This is a genomic window from Streptomyces sp. NEAU-W12 (assembly GCF_026242095.1).
GTDB lineage: Bacteria > Actinomycetota > Actinomycetes > Streptomycetales > Streptomycetaceae > Streptomyces.
Window position 1 is genome coordinate 140,144 of sequence record NZ_JAPJDM010000005.1, and the last position, 17,027, is coordinate 157,170.

The window sequence follows — 17,027 nt, forward strand, 5'->3', positions numbered from 1 at the left end:
TCCCCACGACAAGTCTGGAGATTCCCGCCCCTTTGCAACCCGGCACCCACTTCTCCTTCGGCGACCACAAGGAACACGGCTTCGTCGCCTCCTTCACTTCCTCGATTCCCCAGCACCTCGCCCACTGGTTCCTGGAGCGCGAGCAGTTCGAGCCCGTTCCCGGTGAACCCGGGCTGTATCGCCTCAGCGAGCCCGAGCGCGACGGAGTCCGCCGCACCCGCCAGGCTGTCCATGACCTGCGCCGCCACGGTTACACCGTGCAGGCCGACATCCGCCTCAATCCGGCCCTCTCCGCCGGTCCGCCGCGCCCTGTCCGGCCCCACGGGCTCCAGGAGCGCCGCAGCAGGCTCGCCCAGGCCGCCGCCGGCCGAACGACGCAGCGCTCCAGCCCGCCCACCACCTACCCTCCGTCGGCCCGGCCGATCCCGCCGAAGCCCACCTACGCTCCCACCGTCCACCTGACGGCCGCAGCCGGCGGGCGGTCCCGATGACACCCACGAACAGCCCAGCCCCCGACAGTCCTTTGCCGACGGCGTCCGAACTGGCCAGCAAGGCACGCGACTTCCGGCTGCGGATGGCCGTCATCGACTGCGAGACCGATGCCGCCCTCGACAGGACACGGGACCGCCACGGCCGCACCGTCCACGCAGACGCCGCCGCAGCCGCACGAGCCCACCGTGACAAGGCGGCGGTGGAGGCGTACGTCACCCACCTCGCCCCGCACGCCGAGGCTCTCCTCGATGCCGCCCGACTCGCGCTCGACGATTTGCCGCCCGCCCGGCACCTGACCGGGTGGCGGGCCGTCCTGGACGGCCTGGCATCGTCCGCCGCCGAGATCCGCCGGGCCCTCGCCCGGCCGGCCGCGCCCGGCTCTCCAGCCGAACGTGCTCAGCACGCGGCTCTGTGGCCGCACCTCACTGCCTGGGCGGACCACAGCCCGATCGCCAGCAACCTCGCCGACCAGCGCGACGGCCGGCACCACCAGGCTCCGCTGACCGACGAGGAACAGCAGCTGTGGACCGACAGGGCCCAGGCCGCACAGATACGTGGTGCGCTGGAGCTGACCGAGTCGTGGTACGCCGCCGACGGACAGCCGATCACCCTCGCTTACCTGGTCGAGGACGACGACTCCACAGTGGTCGCGCTGCGCGGCGACCCGGGCGTACCGGGCTGGCAGGTGATCGGGCACTTCGCCCACGAGTACGAGGCGGGCAAGGCCCTGCCCGCTCCGGTTCCGCCCGGCGTGCTGTGCTCGGACATCTCCCGGTTCAACCGTCCGGCTCCGGCCCCGGAGCTGTCCCTGCAGGACCTCATCCGCGACGTCGTCGAAGGCCACAGTGCCGGTGACGCCTCGAACGCTCTCCTGGGAGCTGTCCAGCGCGGCTACGCCGCCGGCCCGATGGTCCGCCTGCAAGAACTTCTGGAGACGACCAGCCAGTTCGCCAGCGCCCTGGAGACCGTGCAGGGCCGCCAGATCGCCGCCCGCCTCTCAGCGCTGGGCCGGCAAATCGAGTTCCTCACCCGCGAAGTCGAAGAGGCAGCCGAGGACCTCGGTGCGACCGTCGCCGTCCTGCCCCCGCACCGCACCCCCGTGCTGCGCACCCGCCCGCGCCCGGCCGTGGACACCACACCGCCCGCGCCGCCGCCCCGCGCCAGCACGACGGCCCGCCACCGATAGGAGATCCGCTTTGCCCGAAGCACCAGCAGAGCCGTTCATGCCGATCCGGCACACCATCACCGGCGAAATCACCACCACCGGCTACAACGCCGCCGCCCGGCGGATCCTGCTCCAGGACGGCTTCGAAGAAACGCCCGGCTGCGCCTGCCGAGCGACGGAACCCGGTACGGAGCAGGCGCACGGGGCTGCCCGGCAACCAGCCAGCTGCTCGTCGCCGGCCGTCCCGTGCCCCTGGACCGAGCCCTCGGCCGGCCGGTGAGCGCCGACGGTACGCCCCGATTGGCCCGGTCGCCGATGTCGGCACAGCCCGTGATCCCCTCCGAGAGCGGCCGGCCTCTCCAGCGCATCGCCCACCCCGCCCCCACCCACACCTGTTGAAGGGTTCTCGTTTTGACCACACCCGGGCCTACCAGACCAGCGCGCACCAAGGGCGGCGAACTACGGGCCAAGGTGGCCCGACTGCTGGCCGACCGGCCGGCGGACAAGCTCACCATAGGGGACATGGCCAGGCAGCTGGGCCACTCCCACGGCGCCGTCCGCAACGCCGCCCTCACCCTGGTGCGACGCGGCGAGGCCGACCAAAGCGGGACCGGACAACCGCAGTTCCGCGCGAACGCGAAAACCGCCGCAGCCGCGCAGAGGGCTGTGATCAGCCCACCGGGCACCCACTCTCCCCGCGCCCAGGCGGCCACGACCCGTACGACCTACACCGCAGCAGCCGCGCCCAAGCAGACCGGCCCGATCCGCCGCGCGGGGGGCCAGCTCTACCACCCCCGGGAGCTGGCCGATCTGCCCGACGTCGAGGCGTTGAACCGCTTGCGCGACGCCGACGTGCCCGTGCTGCTCTACGGCCCTCCGGGCACCGGCAAGACGAGTCTGGTCGAGGCGGCGTTCCCGGACCTGCTCACCGTCGCCGGTGACGGCGACACCACGGTCGGCGACTTGATCGGCGAGTACACACAGGACGACGCGGGAGCCTACGTCTTCCAGTACGGTCCGCTGGTCACCGCGATGACCGAGGGCCGCGCCCTGCTGATCGACGATGCCACCTTGATCTCACCGAAGGTCCTGGCGGCGCTGTATCCCGCGATGGACGGACGCCGGCAGATCCAGGTCAAGGCCCACAAGGGCGAGACCATCAAGGCCGAGCCGGGCTTCTACGTGGTGGCGGGCCACAATCCCGGCGTCCACGGGGCGGTGTTGACGGAGGCGCTCGCGAGCCGGTTCAGCGTGCAGATCCAGATCGGCACGGACTACGACCTCGCCCTGGCCTTGAGGATCGATGCCCGGGTGGTCCGGGTCGCCCGACACCTCGCCCAGCAGGTCGAACTCGGCGAGCTGGGCTGGGCCCCCCAACTGCGGGAACTGCTCAGCTACCAGAAGACCGAGGCCGTCCTCGGCACCAAAGCCGCGCTCGCGAACCTCGTCGGCATCGCTCCTGTGGAGGATCGCGACGCCGTCGCCGACGCCGTCACGAAGGCTGTCGGCATCAAGAAGATCGCACCTCTCACCCTCGGCAAGCAGCTCCCCGCCTCAGCCGCCCGGCAGCCTCCGGGCAGCACCGGCTCCGCACACCGGGGCCGCCCGCGATGAGCGCCCACCACCACATCCAGTCCACGCCGGAAGACGACGCCGACCTCGCGCGCTGGGACGACGACGGCGCCCCGCCCGCGCAACCCCGCTCCTCCCCGGCCGCGTGGCTGCGGGTTGGAGCCGAACTCGGCGACCGGCTGGTCGCCCTCTCCGGCCGCCAGGACCTCCTCGTCACCTGCAGCCCCGGCACGCGCAGCGGCGCCCCGGCCGCGTTCTTCCCCACGCTGGGCGAGGTCGAGTTCGACGCCCGCCTGTTCGCACCCCTCCAGCCCCACGAGATCCATCCGCGGATCGTGGGCGACGAGGAGCGGTATCCCGCCGCCTGGGGAGTGTTCGTCCACGAGGCCGCGCACGCGGCCCACTCCGTCTGGACACAGCCTGCCGAGGCCAACCCCCGCGTCGTCGAGGCCGCGCTCCTGCTGGAGGAGAGCCGCGTCGAAGGCGCGCACCTGATCACGCGGCCCACGGACCGCACGTACCTGCGCACCAGCGCCCGAACCCTGGTCATGCCCGACATCGCCCACCCCACCCTCCAGGGCATCGAGCAGGCCGCCGCCGCGGCAGCCCTGATCCTCGGCCGCCGGGACGTCGGCATCCTGGACGCCGGCGAGACCCGGGCCGTCGCCGATCTGTGCGAAAAGGTGCTGGGCGCCAACCTGCTGACCACCCTCACCCGCATCTGGACCGCAGCTCACCAGTGCGCCGACCACGACGCCACGACCATGCTCGCGCACGGTCAAGAATGGTGCGACGCTCTGGACGCCGCGGCCCCCGCCCTGCCCGTGCCGGAGGGCCTCTCCGATCTGCTGACCGGCGCCGTGGGGGTCGTCATGGACCACGCGGCAGCCACCGACGCGGCCGACCTCGCGGCACAGGCCGCAGCGGCCAACGCCATGGCGTCGCGCTCCAAGGCGCAGGCTCAGGACCGCGCCCAGCGAGCCCGCCAGCGACGCAAAGCCGCCGCCACCGCCAAGTCGGTATTCAACGCCCGTAGCACCACCGTCCACCCCGACGGCACACCGGCACCCTCCGGCAACCCGGTCACCGGCACCCGCAGGCCCACCGCCGCCGAGCAGAGTGCCGCCGCGCGCCTGAGCCGCGCCCTGCGTGCCGCCGCCTACCGCGAGCGGACCGAGGAACGGACCACCAGCCCCACCCCGCCCGGCCGCCTCAACATGCGCGCGGCCCTCGCCCGCGACGCTCAGCGCGCGACCGGGTCGGTCCCCACAGCGGAACCGTTCACCCACACCCGCCGCCGGAACTCCCCCACCCCACCACTGCGTGTGGGGATCGCCGTCGACGTCTCCGGCTCCATGCGCGCCGCCTGCAAGCCCGTCGCCTCCGCTGCCTGGATCGTGGCACGCGCAGCAGCCCTGACCGACCCCGACTCCCGTACCGCCACCATCGCCTACGACAGGCACCTGACCGCACTGACCCGGCCCACCCACCGAGCACCCGAGCGCGTGACGACGTTCGATGCCACCGGCGGCCACCACAACCTCGCCAACGCCATCGACGCACTCGACCACGGCCTCGAACTCAGCCGCCCCGGCGCCGGCCGCCTCCTCGTGATCGTCACCGACGCCCACTACGGCAGCGACGAAACCGCTCAAGCCGTCACCCGCGTCAAGCAGCTCACGACCGCCGGCTGCGCCGTACTCCAGCTCACCCTCACCGCGGAATCCCGCCACTTGCCGGGGACCACCTTGCTGCACCTGCCCCAGCCCTCCAGCGCTCCCGCCGCCATCGCCAAGGCGGCCACAGACGCCATCCGCAGGACCCGCTGAGACGACGCAGAAGGCGGAAGCGTCCCCAGGACCACCGCCAAGCACTCCAGACCGCCCCCGTCCGTCGCATGACTCGTGCAACCCCAACCGTCAACGAAAGGCACTCGATTTGAAGCCCCAGAGCAGCAGCCCGACCTCGAACGTAACGCCCATCAAACGGAATTCCCCGGGGGTAAGTACGCACTGGACCGTGGAGCACGCCTGCTCCCACCGGGTAGATCACGACCTGTCCAACCGCCCCGCCGACAAGCGGGCCGGCTTCGCCCGTTGGCTCGCGTCGAAGGACTGCACCGACTGCTGGAAGGCGGCGCGCGACGCCGACTCCGCGTCCAAGGAGAAGTGGCTCGCGGAGAAGCGCGCCGAGGAGCAGGAGGCAGCCGCCACCTGGGCCAAGCAGTTCGACATGCCGCAGCTGGAGGGCCCGGCCAAGGCCCTGGACTGGGGTGAGCGCTCCCGCCATCAGCTGATGATGGCCGCGCACACCGCCCTGGTCGTCGAGGGCAGTTGGGACGAGACGGACTGGGCGGAGCTGGAGGAGAAGGCCCGCTCCATAACTCGTGCCGGTTGGTGGATCGACCAGCGTGACGCCGAAGGCACTGACCTGCTCGAACTCCTCGACGCAGCCACCGAGGCGGACCGCGGGACGGAGAATCCGTTCCGCTGACGGCGGGGCAACATAGCCGGGAAACGCCGGTTAGCCAAACCGGCGTTCCTCCGGACTATTGATGCTCCCACCCCGACAGCCATCGCGTGGAAGGAACCGCGTGCTCCCTCCGTCCTGGGACCATCAGCCCACCCCCGTCACCGCCCGCACCCCCGACCCGCTCACTCCCACCCGAGATATCACTCACGCCCACTTTCAGGCCGGAGACACCGTCGTCGTCCTCAAGGGGGTGGCCGGCGGAGAACTGTGGGGAGACTCCATGCGCATCGTCGCCCCCTCCTGGCACACCCCCACCGACGAGGACGGATGGCGCCTGCGTGACCCCACCGGGGGTGCCCAGTCCTACGTCACCGCTCACCCCCGCTACCTCGTGCACCTCTCGCGCCGCTGCCCGGACTGCCTGATCTACCTGCGGGCCATGGAAGACGCCCTCCTTACGCGGTTCGCCGGTCGCGACGAGCTGATCGACTGCGGCTGGTACACCACCACCGCCCTGGGCCAGCTCGTGCACACCGCAGACACCAGGGGCGGCCGGTGACTCCCCCCACGAACCGCCCCGACCGTGCCGCTGCGCTCCACAAGGCCAGGGCCCGAGCCACCGCAACTGCGGACGATCCTTCCTGGCCGCTGCACCTGGCCGAAGACCTCCACGGCATCCGGGCCGACTGGAAAACCTCAGCCGAGGTGTGCGCGGACGCCGCCTGGGCAGCACGGTCAGCCGGCCGCAGCGTCCTGGGCCTGCTGTCCCCGGAGGATGTCCTCGCGACGCACCGTGATCCGATCACCACCCGCACCTTGGCGCATCTGTACCTGAGCGCCCTGCGGTTCGACTTCCGCTGCCCCACCCTCCAGCGCCTCGTCGAACAGCTCGCGCAGACCGCACGTCAGCCGCTGGACTGCTACACCCGCGCCCTGTACGCCTTCGCGCTGCTTGGCCAGTCCCGCCCCGAGGGCCTGACGGTCCTGGACGAAGTCCTCACCGAGGCCGAGGAGCACCCCAAGACACTGCACGTCCTGCTGCACGGACTGTGGCTCGGCCAGGACCTGAACCAGGGTGCGGAGCGTCTCCTGGCCCTCAGCTCCCGGCCCGCCCTCGCCACCGGCACCGACCCGATCGTCCTCTTCCGCGTGGCGGGTGCCCTGCGCCGGCTGGGCCGGTACGACGAGGGGCTGAGCGCCATCGACAGGGCGATCGACTGCCTTCCGCCAGGAGACATCTCGGTCCACGCCGACCTGGTGCGCGAGCGCTCGCTGCTCTGTGCAGCCCGCGACCTTCATCAGCACCGGTCACCCACCCGCGTGTCGAGCGGGGTGCCGTCGTGATCCCCCGCCTGCATGCAAGGGCCCACTCGCCGCGCGAGCCGCTGGCCGAGGCGCTCGGGCGGCCCCTTTCCCCGAACGAGGGCCTGACGGAGTACACCGTGGTCGCCCACTGGCCGGGCCTGGACTACTACACCCCGGACGACGAGCAGAGGACCTGGACGTCCGTTGAGTGGGCCGAGCACCTCGAAGATCCGTACCTGGAGCATCCGTTCGCTGCCAGCCCGGACGACGACCGGCACGCGATCCTCCATCTCGACGTCCGGCTCCATCCGGACGACCGGGAGCTGACAGGTCCCGAGTGGTCCGAAACCGCCCACCGGTTCGCGCGGGCCGCTGGTATCGAGGTACCCGGCGCCGCAGAGCACGGCTGGCGGTGGATCGCTGTCCAGGGCCAGCCCGGACGTCTGGATCTGATCGCCAACCTGATCCACCTCGACGGCACCTGGCGCACCCCTCCCGCCGACATCCTGCGACGGCTTGCGGACGAAGCGCGCCGCATCGAGCAGGACCTGCACCTGATCCCCGTCCGCACCGGCACCACGCAGTGGTCCGCTGCCCGTACGGTCCCGACCGCATCGGCGCAGCTCGCTGGCGTCCTCACGCAGCTCGCCGACGAACAGGCCGGCCCGCTGGCCACGGTCCGCGGACTGGTCGAGCACACCGCTTACCGGATCGCCCGCCAACCGGGGGCTGCCGGCACGGACACGGCGCACCGTCTGGAGCTGATCGCCCGCCGCCTCCACGCGATTCAGCAGGACCTGGACGCCACTGCGGCCCATCTGGCCCAGCCCCGGACCGCCGCCGCACCGGCCGCGGCCCGGCGCACCACCCACCGATCTCCGTAGGAGAAACGTCTCTTTGCCCCGCACCACCGGCCGCTTCCTGGACATCCGCCGTGACCCGCACTCCGGCGAACTCCTCGCCCGCGGGGGCGACGCTGAGGCGCACAGCCTTCTCCAGCGCGCGGGATTCGTCGCGGTCGTCCGCCTCCACGAGAGCTACCACCGCGCCCCCGTCGGCCTGACTGAGGACGAGGAGTCCCGTCTCGCCATCGATGCCGTAGGGCGCCTGCGGGCCGTCGGGTACCACGCCGACTGCGACGAGCGCTTCGACACCGAAGCCCGCCCCGCGGCCTATCCCACGCTCGGCGCCTCGGTCTCCCACCTCGCAGAACGTCTCCGCGAGGCCACCGACACCGCCGAGGCAGCCGACATCCTCACCGAACTCACCGCGCCCCACGACGGCATCCTCGCCGGGTTCGAGGAAACCCTCGGCGCCCTGGCGGAGTTCTTCGACGGCCTCGGCGACGCAAGCGATCCGTACACCGCCGGGCGCCTGCGCTACCTCGCCGACGCATACGTCCGCGTCATCCGCTCCGACCTCGCGCACACCCGCGGACGGCTGGCCGACCGGCACGCCCCTCACCCCGGCCGCCGCGCCTGCACAGAGCAGGTTCCCGACCATGAGCCCGAACGCTCCGCGGTGTGCGCCTGCCCGCCCCCGCCGCGTGCCCTGCCAGCCCCGGCACCGCCACCCGTCGGTGCCACCCGCCTGCGCCGCTAACGCCCCTGCAACTGCCCAAGGACACCATGCACGACCACAGCGCCTCCGAGCGCCTCGCCTCCTACGCCGACGTCCTCGCCGGCGAACTCCCCGACACCTGGACCAGCACCCACCTGACGGGCGACGCCAAGGGCGACCTCGCCGACCTCACCGACCGCATCTGGGACCTGGACCTGGTCGCCGCCTCCCTCGCCGAACAGCCCCCGCAGCAGGCAGCCGTCCTCAGCCGCCCCGACGGCGCCCAGCTCGTCCTGATCGACCGGCACGACGAACGCGACGGCTTCCTCCTCGCCGCCGTCGCCCCGCACGCCCTGCCGGACGAGGCGTACCGCGGCGTCCCCGAGCCCAACGGCATCGCCCTGACCGACGACCCGTTCCTCGGCGCCGAGCAGGTCTCCGGCGATCTCCTCGTCCGCTACGACCGTGCGCTCGCCCAGGTGAGGCACAACGCCCTGGACGGCATCCAGCCCTCCCAGCCGGACCGGGTCGTCCTGACTTGGCAGCCGGACGGCAGCGTCGCCACCGCCCCCGCCGACGACCGGGCCGGCACCATCCTCGCCGCCCACGGCTTCATCCAGGACCCGCACAGCGGCATCTACCGCCTGAGTGGCGACGACACCCAGGCCCAGGCCCGCGCGCTGCGCGAGATCGGCCCGCAGCTCGACGCGCTCGGCATCGGCACCGCCCTCCAGCACCCCGCCGGACGTCACGCGCCCACCTCCGCCCCGGCCTCCATTCCGCCGGCCCCCGCCGGCGCCCGCACACCCACCGCCAGGACGCGATGAACCAGACGGAGCCCGACTTCTGGGTCCTGGAGTACGTCACCATCACCAAGGACCCCCGTACCGGCCTGGTCGTGGCCATCGGCGGCACCGAGCAGGCAGCGGACATCCTCCAGCGGACCGGCGGCTTCCTCACCTCTCCCGGACCCCGCGGTGACTACCACCGTCTTCCGCACGGCCTGCCCATCGAGCAGCAGCGCCTGAAGGCGACCGGCGCCTCGCACGCCCTGCTCGCCGACGGCCACAGCGTCCACCTCGACCCCGCCCTGAACATGCTGGCCGCCCCCGACGGCGACCGTGACGCCGCCCTGCGCTACCTCACCCAACTCGCCGAGCGGGCCTCGGCCGCCGAGACCAGCAGCGAGGTGGCCGAAGTCCTGACCGAGGTCGCGGCCCCCGTGCACGGGCTGCTGCCCCTGACCAGAGAAGTGATCGTCCGCGCCTGGATCGCCGCCAGTGATCTCCACGGCGCCGCGCCCGGCGAGGAACCTGAGCCCATCGCACGGCTCGGTAGCACCGCCAACTCCCTGAGCGAGGCCGCCCGCGTCATCCTGCGCGCCCGCAACCACGCCGCCCGCCCGACGCAGCCGCCAGCGACCGCACCGGCCCCGACACCGGCAGCGGGCCGTGCACAGTCCCCGGTTTCCCGCCGCCGCTGACCCCGGAGAAGAAACGTATGGCCAATCTGGCCGACGAGTACGGCACAGACGTAGAGATCTACATCAAGGCCCTGACGACCACCATCCACGCCGACACCCCCACCGGCGCCCCCGCCGGCCTCCACGACCTGCTGGAACAGCTCGGCCTCGAACGCCACGAATACCCCACAGGCGAGCCGCTCTACATCTGGCACACCGTGCCCGACCACCTCGGTGCCGAGGAGCAGAAACACCTGGCGAACCGCGCCATCCCCGCCCTGCTCCTGGCCGGATACACGGTCAACTGCGACCCCGAGGTCTTCGACGAGGCCCTCTACCAGCAGGCCGTGCACCGCCTCCAGCCGCGCGCGGCCCGACCCGACCCGCAGCAACCGGCGCCCGCCAGTTCCCCCTCGCGCCCCGCACCGGCCCGCCGCACCCCGTAAGCCCGGGCGGCCCCGGCACCACGCTGGGGCCGCCCACCTCCCCGCCGCCCAACTCCACGGAGAAACCCGTAGCACAACGCACACCCGCACCGATCAGCCATCGGCTCAAACCCCGGCTCGCAACCGCCCTGTTCCGCCGCTATCTACGCGCCTGCATCACGGCCGGCCCCGACCGAGCCTCCCCAATGGCCGGCGCCCGCCCGGAAGCCGTCCCCACCGAAGCGCAACCCGTCGGGCAGCGCCACCACCACTGACCGTCCACGCCCCGGAGGAGCATGTCCCACCCCGCGCCCTACCCGGTGAGACTGGCCGACGAGATCACTCGCCAGCTCGGCCGGCTCTCCGACCACCTCTCTCAGCTTCCCCCGCCCCAGGCAGCGCAGGTCATCGCCCGTGTCCTCGACCCAGACAACGGAGTCCTCGGCGGCGTCACTCACCTCGTCATCACCGGCAGCCACTTCGCCAAGAGCGAGGCGGAACGAGGCGCCCTGCCAGCGGAGGTATGGCTCGCCTTGGGCCGTGCCGCCAACGAACTGCACGACATCAGCCTGGACCTGGACGAGCACCAGGACCTCCTCCAGCACCTCGGCACTCGACCGGCCACCACCGCGGCGAAGCCTCCGGCTCCCGCCCCGCTCGTCGTACGGCGGCGCCGGTGAAGAAGAAGCAGTGGCAGGGCTGGGGGCCGGGCGAGCAAGCAGAGCAGCACTACCTCGTCCAGCCCCGTGCCCTGGCCGGCGGCGGTGACGTCCGGCACGTCTCGGAGTTCCTGCGCGCCTCGGGCTGGCGGGAGAAGTCCAAGAAGGACGGCCCGCTGCTCATGGAGAGCCCGGACCGCACCGTCCGCGTCGCCTACGATCCCTACATCCTGCCGGGCGGGTGGACCATCCACGGCCGGACAGGCGGCGCGAACGGCGAGTGGTCGGCGCACCTGGGCCGGCAGACTCCGGTGGAGATCGTCGCCGGTCTGACCGACGCCCTCACCCGTTCCCGCGCCGCCCACGCCCCCAACGTCTGGGCACCGCTGCAGGAGCAGAACTGGCACACGCGTTTCGAGAGCCAGGGTTACACGGCCACGAGCCCTGATGGTACTGCGTGGATGCAGTACCGCCAGGGCGCCGACGGCGCGGCGATATGGTGGACCGGAGCGCAGGACAAGCAGGGCAACGGCTGGACGGCCCAATTCACGCCGAACACGCCGATGCACCTGGTCCAAGCCTTCTCAACCGAACTTGCCGGCCCGGACCCCGTGATGCGCCCCCGCGGACGCGTCCCGCACAGCGCCCAGATCCGGACCTGGTCGGTCTCCGTCAAGCCCTCCCAGCTCAGCGCGTGGCAACAGGCTCGGATCACAGCCGCCCGCGCCGCCACCTGGGCCCGCAACAGCGCCCGAAGCGCCCGGCCACGCACCGCCGCCCGTCCCTTCACCCCGGCCGGCGGTGCCCGGACCCGCCGCTGACTTCCACCCTCACTTCAAGGAGCCCGATGCCTGCCCCCACCCCGGAAACCCTGCGCGCCCTGACCGAAACGCTGTCGGACGTCACCGAGTACCTGCGCGAGGGCCCCGACCCCGCCGAAGCCCTCGCCCTCGTCGAGCCGCTCCTCGACGAGTACACGGGCCTGCCCGTCCAGCTCGCCGACACCCTGCGCGCCCTCGCCCGCACCGTGCAGGAACACCACGCCATCCCGCGCTCCGCGCACCTCGACCTCCTGATCGCCGAGCTGCGCAGCGCCGCCTGGGAGCAGACCGACCAGCACACCCTCCACTACGTCCTCGACGAGCTGCGCGCGCTCCACGATGACGCCGAGAGCGAGCAGGGGTGCAGCCGGTGCCGGTGAGCGAACGGCAGCTTTCGGAGTTCGCCGACAAACACGCTTGGCAGATCCCCTTCGACACCAGCCCTCGCCACCTCGCCGGCCCCGGTGACGCCCGGCACGTCACACACGGTCTCGCCGCCGCCGGATGGACTCGCACCTCCGATCCGTTGAGCCCGCGCATGGTCATGACCAGCCCCGACCACCGCTACAACCTGCACTTCACCCCGGAGTCCGGGTACGTGTCCGCGTGGTGGCACCTGGCGAGCGAACCCTTCGGTGCCGAGCCCTACTGGTACGCCGCCTTCGGTGAACTCGTCCCCGCCGAAGTCCTCGCCGCCGTAACCGACGCCCTGATCGCCCCGCCACCGGCCGCACAGCCAGACCCATGGCGGACGCTCGACGCAGCAGGCTGGGCTCGCGACGACAGCGGCGCGGCTCGCTCCACCGACGGCATGTGCACCATCGAGCACCGCCCGGTCAGCGAACTCCACGACACGCCGGACTGGCACATCGAAACCCACGAGACCAGCCTTCACGAGCTTGGCGGCCGACGCATCTGGCACGCGCACTTCCACCAGAACGTCTCCGCCCACTTGGTCAACGCCTTTGTCACCGCGCTGACCGACACCGATCCACTCCAACGCGGCATGTACGAGCCGGCCGCCCACTACAGGGCCGTTCAGGAGCCGAGTCCACTCTCCCCTCAGCAGGTAGTCGACGCCCACACCAACCGGCTCAAGGCCATCACGGCACGCGCCCGCGCAGCCCGCCGACGTCAGACGAAGCCCGCACCGTCCCCGGCGAACGCCCGCACTGCCCAGCCGGTCGCCCGCCGCTGAACCGACAGGAACTTCCTATCTCCCACTCTCACCGCCGCGCCTCACTGCGGCGCCTCAACCGCTACCTGCGCCACAGCGAACGGATCCTGGCCTCCTGGGACGCCTTCACCGAGTTCAACACGGACCTGGAGGGCTGGCCCTTCGACCAGGACGCCTACGGCCGACGGGCCGCCGTCCGCGACGCAGACACCGCCGCAGCGTTCGCCAGCATCCGTCCTGGCGCCCGCCAATTGCTGGCCACCGCCCGGCTCCAGCTCCAGCACCTGCCCGCACACTTCACGCGGGACAGCTGGCCCGGGCAACTGACCATCCTGGAGGAAGCACTGAGCCACCTCGACACCCTGGACGCACAGTGGCACCAGACCCGGGCCCAGCTTCCCGAAGACGCCGGACCGGGCAGCGAAGCGTACGTCGACGCGCTGGACGCGCACCACGCGGAATCCTGGAGCTATCTGGACGACTGGGCCTGCCACGGCCGCGCCATCCTCGACATCCAGGCCGCCACACGCCGAGCACCGTCCCGGCCGAAGCGCCCGCAGCTCCCCGCCCTGACGTCCCGGCGCAGCGGACACGGCGCGAGGGGACGGTGACCATGCCCGACGCCCCCGCCAACGTCGACATCGACTACATCGCCCCACGCCACCTGGCCGGCGGCGGCGATCCAGCCTGGATCACCGTCCCCCTCCACCGTGCCTGCGGCTGGAGTTACGGTCACGACCCCCTGATGCCCCGCGTCCTGCTTTCCAGCCCCGACCAGAAGGCCCTCCTGCGGCTGGAGCCCGACCCCGACGGACGGTGGTGGACTCTGCAGCACGCCCCCGCGCCGGACCGGCCCGCCTGGTTCGCCAGCTTCGATGCCCTCACCCCCGTCGAAATGATCGCTGCGTTCACCGATGCACTGACCGATCCCACTGCCGATCGAGCAGACAACTGGGATCCGCAGGAGCCGCTTCTGACAGCGGGTTGGTCTCCGGCCTACAGCCACCACCGGCTCGTCTCACCCGACGGCACCGTCCGCGTCGAGGCCGACGAGACAACCCGGGCCTGGTGGGTCGACACCGCCCTCCGCGACTTCCGGACTCTCCTGTGGCAAGCCCATTTCAGCGAGCACACCCCACCCCACCTGATCACCGCGTTCACCGCCGCGCTCACCGACCCCCGACCGGTGCCGCGCAGCGCAGGACCCTCCAGCCTCCCGACTCGCAACCCGGACCTCATCACCCTCTCGCACCGGGAAGTACCGGCCACGCAGGTCGCCGGCGCCCTGGAAGAACGCATCCGCTCCCTCGCCGCACGCCGATCCGGCCCGCCGGCGACGAGTACGCATCCTCCGCAACGGCCGCAGGCCGAGCGCCACCGCCTGCGCTGATCCCTCCGTCCCCGCCTGGAAGCACCTAGCCCTTGCCCCCCTCCTCCTCCAGCAGCAACACCGACGGATACGACCTCGTCCTGCGCCTCCTGCTCGGCGTGCTCGCCGTCGTCGTCCCCCTGTCCCACCTGGCCTGGCTGTGCGGCAACCTCACCGCCTACCTCACCGGAGGCAGCTGGGCCCGCTACCAGCCGACCAACGCCTTGCTCCACCCCGAGCAGGTCTGGCCCGAGGCCGGGGAGAACGCCCTGCTCATCGGGGCACGCATGATTCCCGTTCTGCTCCTCCTGGCTCTCGGGGTGACGGCGGTCGCCCTGTGGCTCCGGCACAAGAACCGCGGCGGCGGCCGGAAGAAGATCACCGGCATGGCCAAGGCCAGGGACATCGAGCCCTTGATGGCCAAGGCGATCACCGACAAGGCCCGCTCGCTGCGTCCGAGCCTGAAAGACGCCAAGCACATCGAAGCCCGCGACACCGGCATCCTCCTGGGCAACCTGCAGAACACCCGGCACGAGGTGCGCATGGGCTACGAAGATGTGGCCGTCGCCATCATGGCGCCCCGCTCGGGCAAGACCACCTCGCTCGCCATCCCCTCGATGCTCGCCGCGCCTGGCCCCGTCCTGCTGACCTCGAACAAGGCCGCAGGCGACGCATTCACCGCCACATACGAGGCCCGCTCCCGCGTCGGGCAGGTGTGGACCATGGACCCACAGCAGATCGCGCACGCCGCACGCGAAATGTGGTGGAACCCCCTCGCCAGCGCGAAAACCCTGGACGGGGCGAACCGGCTCGCCGGACACTTCCTCGCCGCCTCGGTGGACGCCTCCCAGCAGGGCGACTTCTGGTCCAAGGCCGGCAGCAACATCCTGTCCCAACTGCTGCTGGCCGCAGCGCTCGACGAGCGGCCCATCACCGACATCATGCAGTGGCTCGCCTTCCCCGCCGACCGCACCCCGCTCGACATCCTCCGCGACCACGACTTCGCCGCCGTCGCAGCACAGCTCAAGGGCACCGTCGAGGGCCCCCCGGAGACGCGCGACGGCATCTACGAGACCGCCCGCCAGTACGCCGCCGCACTGCTGAACAACGAGATCGCCGCCTGGGTCACCCCGCAAAAGGACGTTCCCGAGTTCCGCCCGTCGGAGTTCGTCACCTCCACCGACACACTGTTCCTGCTGAGCAAGGACGGCGGAGGCGGGGCCTCGGCACTGATCGCCGCGTGCGCGGACTCCGTCATGCGCGCGGCCACCGCCCAGGCCGAACGCGCCGGGGGACGCCTGGACCCGCCCATGCTGGCGATCCTCGACGAGGCCGCCAACGTGTGCAAGATCAGCGACCTGCCGGACCTGTACTCCCACCTCGGCAGCCGCGGAATCATCCCGATCACCATCCTGCAGTCTTACCGCCAGGGCCAGAAGGTCTGGGGAGACGCGGGCATGGACGCCATGTGGTCCGCCTCGACCGTCAAGGTCATCGGCTCCGGCATCGACGACCCCGACTTCGCGGACAAGCTCAGCCGCTTGATTGGCGACCACGACGTGGAGACCACGTCCACCTCGCACTCAGAGTCCGGAAAGAGCACGTCGGTGTCAATGCGGCAGGAGCGGATCTTGCCCGCCGACGCGATCCGCGCCCTGCCCAAGGGAACCGCGCTCTGCTTCGCCACCGGCATGCGCGCCGCCATGCTCGACCTTCGACCGTGGTACCAGGAGCCAGGAGCAGAGGAGTTGTCCGCAGCCTCCGCCCGCGCGTCGAAGGCGATCACGGCTCGCGCCATCGCGAAACACGCGCCGACACAGTCCGACTTCGGGAAGGCCGCGTGAGCGACACACCGCTGCACCTGGTGCCGGTCCGCTCCCGTCAGGCGAAGGGCCGCCGAATTCCCTGGACCACCACCGTGTCACTTCTGGACATCCCCGACGTCTTCATCGGGTCCACCGACGACGGGCACACCTTCGTCATCCTCAACCGCCGCATCAGCGACGCCGACCGGCTGCTCACCGAAGCCGGCTTCCACCCACGTGAACACCACGGCCGCAGGCTCTACCTGCTGCCTCCGGGTACCGTGCAGGACGTCCACGAGCGCGCTGGCGTCGCGATGTACGGGCTCTTGGCCCACACCCACGAGCTCGTCGACCTTTCCTGGACCACCCGCTGGAGTCCCGACCAGCCGGCCGGTAGACCGGACCTGCGCTTCCAGTTCGGTGACGGCACGGTTGCCGTGACCGCCTCGACCGCCGCCGCCCGGTTGCTTCTGGAGCAACACGGCTTTGTCTCCACAGCAGACTGCGAGTCCTACCGCCCGCGGGACGGGCTTGACGAGCGCGGATTGCTCGGCGCCGTCACCGCTGCCGAGGCACACGCGTACACCCACGGTCTCAGTGCACGTGTCCACCTGGGCATCCCCACACCCTCCGACATCCCCGCCAGTACCCGCCGCCGTTCAGCTCCCGCGACCGGTCCGCGAACCACACCGTCGGCTCCTCGCCGCGCCCGCTGACCACCCCGCCGCATCCGGCACCGCCAT

21 protein-coding genes are annotated in these 17,027 nt (G+C 71.6%); all 21 read left to right on the top strand.

The features are described 5' to 3' along the window. Positions 1 to 32: 32 nt before the first annotated feature. The 21 genes from ORI94_RS08320 to ORI94_RS08420 all read left to right on the top strand — a co-directional run bounded on the left by ORI94_RS08320 (position 33) and on the right by ORI94_RS08420 (position 17,000). Entirely contained in the window at positions 33 to 491 is a 459-nt protein-coding gene (locus tag ORI94_RS08320; protein ID WP_266073713.1) for a hypothetical protein, read from the top strand. Further along, complete coding sequence (locus ORI94_RS08325; RefSeq protein ID WP_266073714.1) at positions 488 to 1,678, top strand: hypothetical protein; 1,191 nt, start codon at positions 488 to 490, stop codon at positions 1,676 to 1,678. Before ORI94_RS08320 ends, ORI94_RS08325 begins: the two co-directional genes overlap by 4 nt. A gap of 37 nt (positions 1,679 to 1,715) precedes the next feature. Further along, a complete protein-coding gene (locus ORI94_RS08330) occupies positions 1,716 to 1,937 on the top strand; it encodes a hypothetical protein (RefSeq protein WP_054100348.1) in 222 nt (73 codons plus the stop codon). Positions 1,938 to 2,128: 191 nt separating this feature from the next. Further along, positions 2,129 to 3,271, top strand: a complete 1,143-nt coding sequence (locus ORI94_RS08335) for an AAA family ATPase (protein WP_185906786.1) — start codon at positions 2,129 to 2,131, stop codon at positions 3,269 to 3,271. Further along, positions 3,268 to 5,058, top strand: a complete 1,791-nt coding sequence (locus ORI94_RS08340) for a hypothetical protein (protein WP_266073716.1) — start codon at positions 3,268 to 3,270, stop codon at positions 5,056 to 5,058. The genes ORI94_RS08335 and ORI94_RS08340 overlap by 4 nt, the downstream gene beginning before the upstream one ends. A 190-nt stretch (positions 5,059 to 5,248) precedes the next feature. After that, the gene (locus ORI94_RS08345; RefSeq protein ID WP_266073717.1) at positions 5,249 to 5,722 is read left to right on the top strand and encodes a hypothetical protein; all 474 of its coding nucleotides are present in this window, start codon (positions 5,249 to 5,251) and stop codon (positions 5,720 to 5,722) included. Positions 5,723 to 5,822: 100 nt separating this feature from the next. Then, positions 5,823 to 6,260, top strand: a complete 438-nt coding sequence (locus tag ORI94_RS08350; RefSeq protein ID WP_164379527.1) for a hypothetical protein — start codon at positions 5,823 to 5,825, stop codon at positions 6,258 to 6,260. Then, on the top strand, positions 6,257 to 7,045 hold the full coding sequence (locus ORI94_RS08355) for a hypothetical protein (RefSeq protein WP_266073718.1): 789 nt from the start codon (positions 6,257 to 6,259) through the stop codon (positions 7,043 to 7,045). The genes ORI94_RS08350 and ORI94_RS08355 overlap by 4 nt, the downstream gene beginning before the upstream one ends. Beyond that, positions 7,042 to 7,890 (top strand): relaxase/mobilization nuclease, encoded by an 849-nt coding sequence (locus ORI94_RS08360; protein WP_266073719.1) that lies wholly within the window; start codon positions 7,042 to 7,044, stop codon positions 7,888 to 7,890. Before ORI94_RS08355 ends, ORI94_RS08360 begins: the two co-directional genes overlap by 4 nt. Positions 7,891 to 7,903: 13 nt before the next feature. Then, positions 7,904 to 8,608, top strand: coding sequence for a hypothetical protein (locus ORI94_RS08365; RefSeq protein ID WP_266073720.1), 705 nt, complete (start codon positions 7,904 to 7,906; stop codon positions 8,606 to 8,608). Between the two features lie 26 nt (positions 8,609 to 8,634). Next, positions 8,635 to 9,393, top strand: a complete 759-nt coding sequence (locus tag ORI94_RS08370) for a hypothetical protein (protein ID WP_266073721.1) — start codon at positions 8,635 to 8,637, stop codon at positions 9,391 to 9,393. Beyond that, positions 9,390 to 10,049 carry a hypothetical protein gene (locus tag ORI94_RS08375; protein WP_266073722.1) on the top strand — a complete coding sequence of 220 codons (660 nt, stop codon included), beginning with the start codon at positions 9,390 to 9,392 and terminating at the stop codon, positions 10,047 to 10,049. The genes ORI94_RS08370 and ORI94_RS08375 overlap by 4 nt, the downstream gene beginning before the upstream one ends. A gap of 17 nt (positions 10,050 to 10,066) precedes the next feature. Beyond that, entirely contained in the window at positions 10,067 to 10,474 is a 408-nt protein-coding gene (locus ORI94_RS08380) for a hypothetical protein (RefSeq protein ID WP_266073723.1), read from the top strand. A 275-nt stretch (positions 10,475 to 10,749) separates the two neighbouring features. Continuing rightward, positions 10,750 to 11,133 (top strand): hypothetical protein, encoded by a 384-nt coding sequence (locus ORI94_RS08385; protein ID WP_266073724.1) that lies wholly within the window; start codon positions 10,750 to 10,752, stop codon positions 11,131 to 11,133. Next, positions 11,130 to 11,933 carry a DUF317 domain-containing protein gene (locus tag ORI94_RS08390; RefSeq protein WP_266073725.1) on the top strand — a complete coding sequence of 268 codons (804 nt, stop codon included), beginning with the start codon at positions 11,130 to 11,132 and terminating at the stop codon, positions 11,931 to 11,933. The genes ORI94_RS08385 and ORI94_RS08390 overlap by 4 nt, the downstream gene beginning before the upstream one ends. 26 nt (positions 11,934 to 11,959) lie before the next feature. After that, positions 11,960 to 12,313, top strand: a complete 354-nt coding sequence (locus tag ORI94_RS08395; RefSeq protein WP_266073726.1) for a hypothetical protein — start codon at positions 11,960 to 11,962, stop codon at positions 12,311 to 12,313. Continuing rightward, positions 12,310 to 13,131 carry a DUF317 domain-containing protein gene (locus ORI94_RS08400; protein WP_323056031.1) on the top strand — a complete coding sequence of 274 codons (822 nt, stop codon included), beginning with the start codon at positions 12,310 to 12,312 and terminating at the stop codon, positions 13,129 to 13,131. The genes ORI94_RS08395 and ORI94_RS08400 overlap by 4 nt, the downstream gene beginning before the upstream one ends. Positions 13,132 to 13,361: 230 nt before the next feature. After that, a complete protein-coding gene (locus tag ORI94_RS08405) occupies positions 13,362 to 13,721 on the top strand; it encodes a hypothetical protein (RefSeq protein WP_266073729.1) in 360 nt (119 codons plus the stop codon). Between the two features lie 2 nt (positions 13,722 to 13,723). After that, on the top strand, positions 13,724 to 14,500 hold the full coding sequence (locus tag ORI94_RS08410; protein WP_266073731.1) for a DUF317 domain-containing protein: 777 nt from the start codon (positions 13,724 to 13,726) through the stop codon (positions 14,498 to 14,500). A gap of 32 nt (positions 14,501 to 14,532) precedes the next feature. After that, entirely contained in the window at positions 14,533 to 16,323 is a 1,791-nt protein-coding gene (locus tag ORI94_RS08415) for a type IV secretory system conjugative DNA transfer family protein (RefSeq protein ID WP_266073732.1), read from the top strand. After that, positions 16,320 to 17,000: a hypothetical protein gene (locus ORI94_RS08420; RefSeq protein WP_266073733.1), complete on the top strand. Its 681-nt coding sequence runs from the start codon at positions 16,320 to 16,322 to the stop codon at positions 16,998 to 17,000. The genes ORI94_RS08415 and ORI94_RS08420 overlap by 4 nt, the downstream gene beginning before the upstream one ends. The last annotated feature ends 27 nt before the right edge of the window (positions 17,001 to 17,027 follow it).

Bases quoted from the DNA above. Each gene is read 5' to 3' on its own strand.
- ORI94_RS08325 (WP_266073714.1), top strand. From the start codon at position 488: ATGACACCCACGAACAGCCCAGCCCCCGACAGTCCTTTGCCGACGGCG.
- ORI94_RS08330 (WP_054100348.1), top strand. From the start codon at position 1,716: ATGCCGATCCGGCACACCATCACCGGCGAAATCACCACCACCGGCTAC.
- ORI94_RS08340 (WP_266073716.1), top strand. From the start codon at position 3,268: ATGAGCGCCCACCACCACATCCAGTCCACGCCGGAAGACGACGCCGAC.
- ORI94_RS08370 (WP_266073721.1), top strand. From the start codon at position 8,635: ATGCACGACCACAGCGCCTCCGAGCGCCTCGCCTCCTACGCCGACGTC.
- ORI94_RS08375 (WP_266073722.1), top strand. From the start codon at position 9,390: ATGAACCAGACGGAGCCCGACTTCTGGGTCCTGGAGTACGTCACCATC.
- ORI94_RS08380 (WP_266073723.1), top strand. From the start codon at position 10,067: ATGGCCAATCTGGCCGACGAGTACGGCACAGACGTAGAGATCTACATC.
- ORI94_RS08385 (WP_266073724.1), top strand. From the start codon at position 10,750: ATGTCCCACCCCGCGCCCTACCCGGTGAGACTGGCCGACGAGATCACT.
- ORI94_RS08395 (WP_266073726.1), top strand. From the start codon at position 11,960: ATGCCTGCCCCCACCCCGGAAACCCTGCGCGCCCTGACCGAAACGCTG.
- ORI94_RS08410 (WP_266073731.1), top strand. From the start codon at position 13,724: ATGCCCGACGCCCCCGCCAACGTCGACATCGACTACATCGCCCCACGC.